9 protein-coding genes are annotated in these 11,339 nt (G+C 71.9%); 5 read left to right on the forward strand and 4 right to left on the reverse strand.

From position 1 onward, the window contains the following. Positions 1 to 395: 395 nt before the first annotated feature. From AB0M08_RS46505 to AB0M08_RS46515, 3 genes are all read right to left on the reverse strand, one after another. Positions 396 to 701: a hypothetical protein gene (locus AB0M08_RS46505; protein ID WP_364508496.1), complete on the reverse strand. Its 306-nt coding sequence runs from the start codon at positions 699 to 701 to the stop codon at positions 396 to 398. Between the two features lie 417 nt (positions 702 to 1,118). After that, the gene (locus AB0M08_RS46510; RefSeq protein ID WP_364508499.1) at positions 1,119 to 3,845 is read right to left on the reverse strand and encodes a BTAD domain-containing putative transcriptional regulator; all 2,727 of its coding nucleotides are present in this window, start codon (positions 3,843 to 3,845) and stop codon (positions 1,119 to 1,121) included. Positions 3,846 to 3,924: 79 nt separating this feature from the next. Beyond that, the gene (locus tag AB0M08_RS46515) at positions 3,925 to 4,068 is read right to left on the reverse strand and encodes a nuclear transport factor 2 family protein (RefSeq protein ID WP_364508501.1); all 144 of its coding nucleotides are present in this window, start codon (positions 4,066 to 4,068) and stop codon (positions 3,925 to 3,927) included. Between the two features lie 81 nt (positions 4,069 to 4,149). Here AB0M08_RS46515 and AB0M08_RS46520 point away from each other — a divergent pair, with 81 nt between their 5' ends. From AB0M08_RS46520 to AB0M08_RS46540, 5 genes are all read left to right on the forward strand, one after another. Then, positions 4,150 to 5,307 carry an FAD-binding oxidoreductase gene (locus AB0M08_RS46520; RefSeq protein WP_364508504.1) on the forward strand — a complete coding sequence of 386 codons (1,158 nt, stop codon included), beginning with the start codon at positions 4,150 to 4,152 and terminating at the stop codon, positions 5,305 to 5,307. Between the two features lie 13 nt (positions 5,308 to 5,320). Next, complete coding sequence (locus AB0M08_RS46525) at positions 5,321 to 6,832, forward strand: aldehyde dehydrogenase family protein (RefSeq protein ID WP_364508506.1); 1,512 nt, start codon at positions 5,321 to 5,323, stop codon at positions 6,830 to 6,832. A 205-nt stretch (positions 6,833 to 7,037) separates the two neighbouring features. Beyond that, positions 7,038 to 7,589: a PadR family transcriptional regulator gene (locus AB0M08_RS46530; RefSeq protein WP_364508509.1), complete on the forward strand. Its 552-nt coding sequence runs from the start codon at positions 7,038 to 7,040 to the stop codon at positions 7,587 to 7,589. Then, the gene (locus tag AB0M08_RS46535) at positions 7,586 to 8,332 is read left to right on the forward strand and encodes an ABC transporter ATP-binding protein (protein ID WP_364508512.1); all 747 of its coding nucleotides are present in this window, start codon (positions 7,586 to 7,588) and stop codon (positions 8,330 to 8,332) included. The genes AB0M08_RS46530 and AB0M08_RS46535 overlap by 4 nt, the downstream gene beginning before the upstream one ends. A 5-nt stretch (positions 8,333 to 8,337) precedes the next feature. Next, positions 8,338 to 10,152 (forward strand): FtsX-like permease family protein, encoded by a 1,815-nt coding sequence (locus AB0M08_RS46540; RefSeq protein ID WP_364508515.1) that lies wholly within the window; start codon positions 8,338 to 8,340, stop codon positions 10,150 to 10,152. Between the two features lie 402 nt (positions 10,153 to 10,554). Here AB0M08_RS46540 and AB0M08_RS46545 read toward each other — a convergent pair whose 3' ends face one another. After that, positions 10,555 to 11,256 carry a hypothetical protein gene (locus AB0M08_RS46545; protein WP_364508517.1) on the reverse strand — a complete coding sequence of 234 codons (702 nt, stop codon included), beginning with the start codon at positions 11,254 to 11,256 and terminating at the stop codon, positions 10,555 to 10,557. Positions 11,257 to 11,339: the final 83 nt, after the last annotated feature.

Genomic DNA, 11,339 nt, shown 5'->3' on the forward strand with positions numbered 1-11,339 from the left:
ATCGAGTGATCACTATCTACTGCGAACCAGGAGAATAATCTCCAAACGGATCCAAAACATCAATCAACTCAAATAGTTCGCAACCGCCCTCTGAGAGGCCCCTCACGACCTCCAAGAGACCCCTGAACACCAGCCACGCCGGGAAAGCTGGCACCCAGAGGTCACTCAAGCCCGCCGACACACCCATGAACGCCAGCCACGAAGATCACGCCCACGCCGCCCGTTTCGTCCGCGGGCCAGCTCGGGCCCGCGCGGGCTGGCGCGGGCCCGCGCGGGCTGGCGCGGGCCCGCGCGGGCCGGCGGCTGGGGCTGAAGGGTGCGTCGAGCGGCGCGGGACACCCCTCAGCACCAGTCAGAACCCGCCAGGCGTCCACGCACTGAGCGCGGACGCAACCTCAGTCCCCGCCACCACCGCCACCACTCGCGCCACCACTGTCGCCGAAGCTCGAACCGTCGCCGTAGTAGGCGTTCTCCGCGATCGCCGCCGAATGCCGATCCGGCACCCCGGGCCCACCCCGCGTCCCTGCCCGCCGCCGCCGATCACCCTTCCGGATGGCCTGCATCGCCGCCCGCGCCGCGACCCGCTTCTCCTCCGCCGTCACCGGCACCCGCCGTCGGCGCCGCGCCCCGACCAGCGCCACCGCGATCCCGATCCCGATCCCGGCGACCCCGACACCCACAGACCCGAGAATCCACCACATCCCCTCACGGTAGGACCCCACCGCACCAGCCCATCCGTCTCATGTGGACGGCATTCTCCGCCGCCTCTCCACGTCGAGATCGGGTCGGAGCCGGTTCCACGCTCGCGAGACGAGCGGCGCCCGGGGCGACGCGCCGAACGACCGGGGCACGTCCACCGAGGGCCACCCGGATCCGGCTGGCCCTCGGGGGTGCCTCGACCCCCTCGAGACACCCTTGACAGCCAGCCAGGCTCCCGCAGCTGGCCCTCGGGGGTGCCTCACCGCGCCTGAGACACCCCGGTGCGCCAGCCGGGAAGGAGGACGCGACACCGGAACGCCGTGTGCTGGGGAACGTGGGACGGTGGGAACGGGCAGCGGAAGCGGGCGGCGGGAACGGGCAGCGGGAACGGACGGCGGGAACGGGCGGGAGGCGGCGGCTCAGGGGAGGGAGTTCAGCTTGGCCCGGATGCGGTCGGTCATCCACGGGTCCAGCTCCTCGGCGATGGTGACGGCCTCGCGCCAGGACCAGCGGGCCGCGTCCGGGTCGCCGGAGGCCAGGTACGCATCGCCGAGCAGGGTCCAGACGACCGCCCACTCGCCCAGCTCCTCGTCGATGTCGTGGACCAGGTCGAGTGACTCGCGGAAGCAGGCGATCGCGGTGTGGTGCTCGCCGAGCCGCAGGTGGCAGAGCCCGATGATCTGGAAGGCCGTCCCGCGATCGCGCCGACTGTCCAGCTTCTCCGCCAGCTCCATCATGAGCCGGCCCTGCTCGAACGCCTGCTCGTAGGCGCCGGTGTTGGCGTAACCCCAGCCCAGCGAGGCGCGCGCCAGGCTCTCCAGGGCCGGCTCGCCGCTGGGCAGGGCGATCGCCAGGGCCCGGGCGGCGTACTCGGTCAGCAGGTCGAACCGCTCCCCGCGCTCGTGGATCTGGCCCAGGGTGACCAGCAGGCGGATCTGGGCCGGGCCGTTATCGTGGCGTTCGGCCAGTTCCAGGCTGCGCAGGCTGTAGCGCATCGCCTCGTCCAGCCGGTTGACCCGGTACGTCGCGATCGACAGCCCGTGCAGCATCCGGGCGATCACGGTGTCGTCGCCGAGCCGTTCGGCGGCGGCCAGCGACATGGTCAGCAGGTGCGCCTCGGTCTCCACCGGGACGCTCATCCGCGAGGTCGACCAGGTCAGCTTCCACACGTACTGGTCGTAGCCGTGCGCACCGGCCACCCCGACCGCCTCGATCAGCACCCAGAGCTCGGCCCGCAGCCAGGCCAGCGCCTCGTCGGGGCCGGCGGCCCGCTCCGGGATCACCCCGGCGGCGGGTGGGCCGAGGGGGACGGGTACCGCGTCGGGCAGCATGGCCAGCTTCGCGTGGCCGGCCGAGTGCAGGTAGTGGTCCAGCATCCGCTGCCGGGCCTCTCCCGCGGCGCCGGGGTCCAGCAGTTCTCCGGCGTACGCCCGCAAGAGGTCGTGGAATTGGAAGCGACCGGGGGTCGTCTCGCCGAGCAGGTTGCCGGTGGTCAGCTCGGCGAGTGCGGTGACCGCCTCGTCGAGTCCGATTCCGGCCAGTGAGGCGGCGGCCGGTGCGGTGACGTCGGGTCCGGGATGGATCGCCAGCGTCCGGAAGAGACGGGCCGCGGCCGGGGACAGTTCCGTGTAGGACCAGGAGAAGACGGCCCGGGCGCTGACCGACGGATCCGGCGACACGAAGGCGTCCAGCCCTCGCGAGCTCCGCAGCTCGTTGGCGATATCCAGCAGGCTCTGCCGGGGACGCAGCGCGGCGCGGGCGGCGACGACGGCCAGGGCCAGCGGCAGCCCACCACAGCACGCGACGATCGCGGCGACCGCCTCGGGCTCGGCGTCGACCCGGCGTGCGCCCAGCCGGCGGGCCAGGAACGCACACGCCTCCTCCCCGTCGAGCACGTCGAGAGTGACCGCTGTCGCCCCCTCCGCCGCGATCAGCCCGGCCAGGCTGTTGCGGCTGGTCACGATCACCAGGCAGCCGGGCGAGGCGGGCAGCAGGTCCCGGACGTGCTGCTCGTCGCGCACGTTGTCGAGGACCACGAGCATCCGCCGCCCCCAGATGCTGCTGCGGAAGAGCGCGGCCTTGGCGCCGCGGCCCGCCGGGATCCGCGACTCGGGCACGCCGAGCGCGCCGAGCATCCGGACGAGCGCGTCGCCGGGTTCCATGGTCCGGCCCGACGGGTCGAAACCGCGCAGGTTGAGGTAGAGCTGCCCGTCCGGGAACCGTGCGGCGACCCGGTGCGCCCAGTGCACCGCGAGGGTCGTCTTGCCGATCCCCGCCATCCCGCCGATCGCGCTGATCACCACCGGTGACGTCCCGGTCGGCCGGACGGCGAGCACGTCGGCCAGCTCCGCCTCCCGTCCGGCGAAGACCGCGAGGTCCGGGGGGAGTTGCGCGGGCCGGGGCGGCGCCGGCTCCTCGGCGTCCTGCGACAGGAGCTTCCGGTGTACGTCCCTCAGCTCGCTTCCCGGCCGCACCCCGAGCTCGTCGGCGAGCCGTTCGGTGGCCCGCCGGTACACGTCCAGCGCCTCGCCCTGCCGCCCCGCCGCCGCCAGCAGCGACATCACCCGTGCCTGGAGCGCCTCGTCCATCGGGTGCCGGTCCGCCGCCTGCCGGACCACCGGGAGCACCCGGTCGGCGGCGCCGGCCTCGAGCGCGAGGTCGGCGAGCCGCCGGGCGGCCTCCTGGTACTCCCGGTCGAGCCCGACCACGACCGGCAGCTCCCGGATCCGGGCGTCCAGGTCGGCTAAGACCGGTCCCTGCCACAGCCGCAGCGCCTGGGTGAACCTCTCCGCGTCCGCGCCCTGACGGGTCAGCTCCCGGAATCGCAGCAGGTCCAGGTTCTCCTCGGTGACCGCGATCCGGTACCCGTTCCCGGAGTGCACCAGCCAGTGCCCGGGGTCGCGCGGCGCCAGCCCCGGTTCGAGCAGCCGCCGCAGGAAGTTGACGTTGCGCTGGATCCCGTTGAGCGCGGTCTCCGGCGGCGCGTCACCCCAGGTCACGTCGATCAGCTCGGTCACCGTCACCGGCCGCCCACCCGCCACGAGCAGCGCACCGAGCAGCACCCGCAGCTGGGACTTGCCCAGCTCCACGTCCCGCCCGTCCCGCCGTACCCGCAGCGGCCCCAGCACCTCGAACCTGATCGTCACAGCGGCGGAGTGTAGGGCCCGCTCCCCCACGCCCGCTCACGCCGCATCCACCCGTCCCGAGGTTCGGTGAGCCCTCCGGTCAGCCGCCGGGCCACTCCCACACCCCGTCCGGAGTGAACAGCTCCGCGACCGGCCCGGGCTCCCCGACGTCCAGCCTCCGGAGGAACTCGACCAGCAGTCGCTGACATTCGTGGTCGGCGAGCAGCCGTTGCAGCGCATCCACACCCATGATCCTGCCGCACGGGTCGGCGACGGGGATGGCGCCGAACCGGAAGATCGATGATGATCGAGGGGGAGGTCGATCGTGAGCGATGTCCGTCGTGTCCTGCCGTCCGAAGCCGACGTGGTGATCATCGGTGGGGGTGTGATCGGGCTCAGCGCCGCCTATCACCTCGCGCGCGCCGGTGTCGAGAACGTACTCCTGCTCGACCGTGACTCCTTCGGATCAGGGTCGACCTGCCGGGCGGCAGGGGGCGTACGGTCGCAGTTCTCCGATCCGGTCAACATCGTGCTCGGGGCGCGGAGCCTGGAGACGTTCGCGAACTTTCCGGCGCTCTTCGGGCAGGAGATCGACTTCCACCGGGTGGGGTATCTGTTCCTGCTGAGCGAGGAGGCGTCCGAGAAGGCCTTCGAGGCGAGCGTCGCGCTGCAGAACGAGCTCGGCGTGCCCTCGCGGATGGTCGGCGTGGCCGAGGCCGGGCGGATGTCGCCGCTGGTCGGCACCGACGGGCTGCGGGCGGCGGCCTACTCGCCCGCGGACGGGCACTGCACGCCGGAGTCCGTGGTGCTCGGCTACGCGACGGCGGCGCGCCGGGCGGGCGCGACGCTCGTCCCGCACTGCGCGGTGACCGGGATCGGGAGGACTGCGGGGCGGATCGACGAGGTCGCGACGACGCTCGGCACCGTGCGTACCGGAAAGGTGGTCTGTGCGGCGGGGGCCTGGTCGGCGGAGATCGGTGCGTGGGCCGGGGTTCCGCTGCCGGTGACGCCGCTGCGGAGGCAGATTCTGATCACCGAGCCGGTGCCCGGCCTGGATCCGGCGACGCCGTTCACGATCGACTTCGACACCACGTTCTACTTCCACGGCGAGGGGGCCGGGCTGCTGCTCGGGATGTCCGATCCGGAGGAGACGCCGGGGTTCAAGCTGGACCGCGACGACGCCTGGCTGCCGCGGCTCGGGGAGATCATCGAGCACCGCGCGCCGCGGCTGATCGACCTCGGGATCGCGAGCGGATGGGCCGGGCTCTACGAGAACACCCCGGATCACAACGCGCTGATCGGCCGGAACGGCGATTTCCTGTACGCGACCGGCTTCTCCGGACACGGCTTCCTGATGGGACCGGCGGTCGGCGAGGTGATCCGCGACCTGTTCCTCGGCCGGGAGCCGTTCGTCGACGTCTCCAGCCTCAGCGCCGACCGATTCCGCACAGCCGGCCTCCGGCCCGAACGCACCATCGTCTGAACGGGAGATCAGCATGCTGCCCACCATCGAGGAGCTCGCACTCCAGGCCCGCAAGGCCGCCGAACGCTGCGGTGTCGACCTCGGCGCGCACGCCGGCGACCACCCGGTCCACTCCCCCGTCACGGGCGAGCCGGTGTGGAGCGTCCGCTGGCAGGACGGCCTCGACGAGACCGTCACCCGGGCGCGCGCCGCCTTCCACGATTGGCGCGTCACGCCCGCGCCGGCCCGCGGAGCCCTGGTCCGGCGCTTCGGCGAGTTGCTCCGCGAACACCAGGACGATCTCGCCGCCCTGGTCACCATCGAGGTCGGCAAGATCGTCTCGGAGGCGCGCGGCGAGGTCCAGGAGATGATCGACATCTGCGAGTTCGCGGTCGGGCTCTCCCGGCAGTTGTACGGTCGTACGATCAGCTCGGAGCGGCCCGGCCACCGGCTGATGGAGACCTGGCACCCGCTCGGCGTGGTCGGGGTGATCAGCGCGTTCAACTTCCCGGTCGCGGTCTGGTCGTGGAACACGGCGATCGCGCTGGTCTGCGGCGACCCGGTGATCTGGAAACCGTCGGAGACCGCGCCGCTCTGCGCTCTCGCCTCGGCGGCACTGCTGGACCGGGCGTGCCGGGAGACCGGTGCGCCGCAGCACCTGAGCCAGGTGGTGATCGGCGGTGCGGACCTCGGCGCCGCGCTGGTCGAGCACCGCGGGATCGCGCTGCTCAGCGCGACCGGGTCGAGCCGGATGGGCCGGGCGGTCGGTCCGCGGGTCGCCGACCGGTTCGGGCGGTCGCTGCTGGAGCTCGGCGGCAACAACGCGGCGGTCGTGACGCCCTCCGCCGACCTGGACCTGACCACCCGGGGCATCGTCTTCTCGGCGGCGGGCACGGCCGGCCAGCGGTGCACCACGATGCGCCGGGTGATCGCGCACGAGTCCGTGATCGATCAGGTGGTGGCCCGGGTCGAGGCGGCCTACCGGCGGTTGCCGATCGGCAACCCGCTGGAGCCGGGGACGCTGGTCGGACCACTGATCAGCGGGGACGCGTACGGGAGGATGCAGCAGGCGCTCGCCGAGGCGCGGCAGCAGGGCGGCACGGTGGTCCTCGGCGGCGGACGGCGCTTCCCCGAATCGGCAGCCTTCTATGCCGAGCCCGCGCTGGTCCGGATGCCCGGGCAGACCGCGATCGTGCGGGAGGAGACGTTCGCGCCGATCCTGTACGTGCTGCCCTACCGAACCCTGGACGAGGCGATCGCGCTCAACAACGACGTGCCGCAGGGGCTGTCGTCCAGCATCTTCACCCGCGACCAGGGCGAGGCCGAGCGTTTCCTCGCCGCGGACGGCTCGGACTGCGGGATCGCCAACGTCAACATCGGCACGTCGGGCGCCGAGATCGGCGGGGCGTTCGGCGGCGAGAAGGAGACCGGCGGCGGGCGCGAGTCCGGTTCGGACGCCTGGCGGAGCTACATGCGCCGGGCCACCAACACGATCAACTACTCGGGCGAGCTGCCGCTGGCGCAGGGGGTGCGGTTCGAGGTCTGACGCCCGCGAGCGCCTCACCGCCGCCGACCGGATCACCGGCGACGTGATGACCGACCTGCTCACGCCACTGTCCGATAACGATCGCGAACAGCTACACGCCCTGTTGGCCCGCCTCATCGAGCACGCCACACAGAAGGGACCCGACCGCGCTTGACAGGGGATAGATAACCGTTAACTGTAGGGGCTAACGGTTAGGGGTACGGCGATGAAGCAGGAAGTGGTCCTGGCGATGCTGGCCAAGGAGCCGTCGCACGGGTATCAGCTGCGGTCGCGACTGCGCGACGCGCTCGGGCCCTTCGGCGACGCGATGAACGCCGGCCAGATCTACGTGACGCTGAGCAGGCTGGAGAAAGCCGGCCTCCTGGCCGCCGACAACGCGGCCGACGACACGGCCGACGCCGCCGCCGCGGACACCGCCCGCTCGGACCGCAAGGTGTACGCGCTCACCGCGGAGGGTCATCAGCGTGTCGCCGAGTGGATCGGCGAGGTGGGCTGGCCACGCCCGGATCTCGCGGAGTTCCACCTGAAGCTGATCGCCGCGGCCTCGGCGGGCCTGGCCGATCCGCTGACCATCGTGGACACCCAGCGGCGGGAACTGCTGCGCCGGCTGCGGGACACTCAGCGGGCCGCCCTGGCCGAGCCGGCACGGTCGGCGGCGGCGCTGCTGCTGGAGGGCGTCGTCCTCCGGCTTCAAGCGGACCTGCACTGGCTCGAGGCGTGCGAACGGACCTGGGCACATCGGAGGGGGAACCAGTGAACGACAGCGCCGGCACGCCGGTCCTGCACGCCCGCGAGCTGCAGAAATGGTATGGCCAGGGTGCCGGGATGGTACGCGCCGTCGACGGCGTCGACCTCGCCGTCGACGCGGGCGAGACCGTGGCGATCATGGGCCCCAGCGGTTGCGGCAAGTCCACCCTGCTGCATCTGCTCGGTGGACTCGACCGGCCGTCGGCGGGCCAGGTGCTGCTGAACGGTCGCCGGATCGACGACCTCGGCGAGAAGGCCCTGGCCCGGGTACGGCGTACCGGAATCAGCTTCGTCTTCCAGTCCTTCCATCTGATGGAGGAGCTGACCGCGGTGGAGAACGTCGAGCTGCCGGCGTTGCTGGCCGGCCGCTCACCCCGGGCCGCGCGACGGCGGGCCGAGGCGCTGCTGGAACGACTCGGGCTGGCCGGCCGCTCACGGTCGCTACCCTCCACGCTCTCCGGTGGCCAACGGCAACGGGTCGCGGTCGCCCGCGCGCTGAGCAACGAGCCGTCGGTCGTCCTCGCCGACGAACCGACCGGGAATCTCGACAGCGCCGCCACCCTGGACGTCCTGCGGCTGTTCGAGGAGTTGCACGAGTCCGGCCAGACGCTGGTCATCGTCACCCACGACGCGCGGATCGCGGCGACCGCGGACCGGATGTTCACCATGCGCGACGGTACGCTCGTGGACGAGACCCGATTGACCGGTGGCACCACCGGACGGCTCGGCGCCCTCGTCGGCCTGGAGGACTGACGACGATGGGCCGCATCCTGCTGGTGGGGCGCCTCGCCCTGCGTGACCTGCGGCGCCGCCGGGTCGAGACCGCGCTGCTGCTGATCGCCGTGCTGGCGGCCACCACCACGTTGACGCTCGGGCTCGTGCTGCGTGACGCGGCGAGCGATCCGTACGAGACCACCCGGGCGGTGACCAACGGGCCCGACGTCGTCGCGAGCACCGGCCGGGACACCGGTCCGGCCGACCTCGAGGAGCTGACGTCCGCGGCCGGCGTCGTCGGGCACAGCGGGCCGTACCCGGTGATCGGCGCGACGCTCGAAACGTCGGGCAGCACCTCGGACGCCCAGGTCGAAGGCCGTGACGCCACTCCCGCCACGGTCGAGCAGCCGAAGGTCACCGAGGGCACCTGGGTACGTCCCGGAGGCATGGTGCTCGAGGCGGCGTTCGCGAGCGCACTCGGCGTGCGGATCGGCGACGTCGTGTCGCTGAGCGGCACGACGTTCACGGTCGTCGGGTTCGCGGTGACCGCCGCCATGGCGCCCTACCCGGGATCGTCGTGCGTCGTCTTCTCCGGCTGCGTCAACGGCGCCGTTCCCGAGGATCGAGACCTGCCGGCGGGCATGCTGCACAACCCCGGGCTGGTGTGGCTCACCCGGGCCGACGTGTCCTCGTTCGACGCCGCCGTGACGTATGTGATGAACCTGAGGCTCGCCGACCCGGCGAACGCCCAGGCCTTCGCCGACCGGCACGGCGGCCACGACGGCGCCCTGCCGATGCAGAGCTGGGAGAACGTCCTCGCCGACGCCACCGACCTGGCCGCCGACTCGCAGATCCTGCTGCTGATCGGCGCCTGGCTGCTGAGTCTTCTCGCCGTGGCGGGCCTCTCGGTGCTCGTCGGCGGGCGGATGGCCGACCAGAACCGGCGTGTCGGGCTCCTCAAGGCGGTCGGCGGTACGCCCGGACTGGTCGCCGCGGTGCTGCTCGCGGAGTACCTCCTGGTGGCCGTCGCCGCCGCCGCGGGCGGCCTGATGATCGGTGCGGTCACCGCCCCGCTGCTCACCGAGTCCAGCGCGGGCCTCCTCGGCAGTGCCGGGACCGCGTCGCCGGCCTGGTCCACGATCGGCCTGGTGATCGCCGCGGCGACCGGCGTCGCGGCAGCGGCGACCGCCGTCCCCACGGTCCGGGCCGCACGGGTCAGCACGGTCAGCGCACTGGCCGACGCGGCCCGCCCGCCGCGGCGCAGCGGTGGCCTGATCGCCCTCTCGGCGTGGCTACCGGTCCCCCTGATGCTCGCGCTGCGGGTGGCCGCCCGCCGCCCACGTCGGGTGCTGCTGGGCGTGGTCAGCATCGCGGTCACGGTCAGTGGGATCTACGTCCTGCTGGTGCTCGACCGGTTCCTCGGCACACGGGCGCCCGCCATCGGATACGACGAGGCGCAGGTACGGGTCCTGCGACACGTGCTGCTCATGTGGTCGGTCATCCTGCTCGTCCTGGCGGCGGTCAACGCCGTCGTCATCACCTGGGCGACCGTGCTCGACAACCGGCACGCGTCGGCGTTGTCGCGGGCCCTCGGCGCCACCCCGCACGAGGTCACCGTGGCCCTGGCGACCGCGCAGGTGCTGCCCGCGCTGGCCGGTGCCGGCCTGGGGGTCTTCCCGGGCGGCTGGGCCCTGTTCGCCGCGATCGCGCAGATCACCGGCGGAAGCCGCGACGAGGCACCGCCACCCGCTCTCCCGCACCTGATCATCCTGCTTCTCGCGACAGGCGTGGCGGTGGCGGCCCTGACCGCCGTCCCCGCCGGCCTCGGCGGGCGCCGGCCGGTGACCGAGAACCTCTGAGCCGGGCGGAATTGGTGAAGCCCGGGGATATGGCCAATCCCCGGGCCTCCATGTGCCACTGAATTGCACACACCAGCACGTTTAAGAGCGCCGGATCATGCTGATGACATACGGGTTTTGCCTTTAAACTACCGCCGCTCGAAGCGCGGCGGGCCGGAGTTGAACCGGCATCCGCTGTCTCCGTCCCGCTCCGTCGATCTGGTGATCAGTGGCGAATGCTGACATTGGAGCGAGAATCTGAGTTTCAGGCCGGCTGCCTCTGCCAGTTGGGCTACCCCCGCATGTGGTGCGGGGGGCGGGGTTCGAACCCGCACTGTCACCGGCGTCATCAGCTTCAGCTTCAGCTGTCAGCTTTCGCGCCCCTCTCGGGCGCGTCCCCGCGCTCCCACGGGGAGTCTCACATTACCCAAACAGGTAGCCGAAGACCGCGGCACCCACACGCTCGTCGGTGACCTCGGTGTTGTTGGCCTCCTCGCGCGCGAACTTCACCGCGGTCTGCAGCGTCAGCACCCGGTCGAGGATCTCGTTGACCCGCCGGGCCGGCAGCGCACCGGAGAACTTCAGCGTGGTCCAGTACCCGACCGTCACGTCCTCGTAGTAGACCTCGACCTGCGCCGGGTGCTTCTCGGTCGCCTCGGCCTTGACGTGGTTGCGCGGCACCTTCTTGGTCCGGTTCGTCCGCACCGGCTCGGTCCGCCAGCTGTCCGTGGAGTCGTCGCGCACCCAGGACTCGGCCGCGTCCAGCACCGGCAGCTTCTTCACGAAGGTGTGCAGGTCGACCAGCTGCTTCTCCAGGAAGAGCAGGTAGGTCACCGGGGCCTGCGCCACGATCGTCCGGCCGTCGACCACCACGTCGGCGCGCGCCACGCAGTTCGTCCAGTCCTTCGTCGCGGTCACGTCGAAGAGCCGGGTCAGCGTCGCCGAGACCTCGCGCAGCACGTCCTCCGCCTTGATCTGCACCCGAGTGGACTCGGCGGGCAGCTGCTCGCCCTCCTCGTCCTTCGGCTGGTAGGTGCGCGAGATCCCGGCCAGCGGCCCGGTCTTCTGCACGGCGTGGTGCGCGTCGCTCAAGTCCGCGAACGCCTTGCTCTTGACCCTGGCTATTCAGACTGAATGGCGTGCATCGAGGGCGATAAAGGAAAGGTGCGCCTGACCTGCAAGGATGTGGGTGTCTACGCCATGTCCAC

The sequence above is a fragment of the Actinoplanes sp. NPDC051851 genome, from assembly GCF_040681165.1.
Lineage (GTDB): Bacteria > Actinomycetota > Actinomycetes > Mycobacteriales > Micromonosporaceae > Actinoplanes.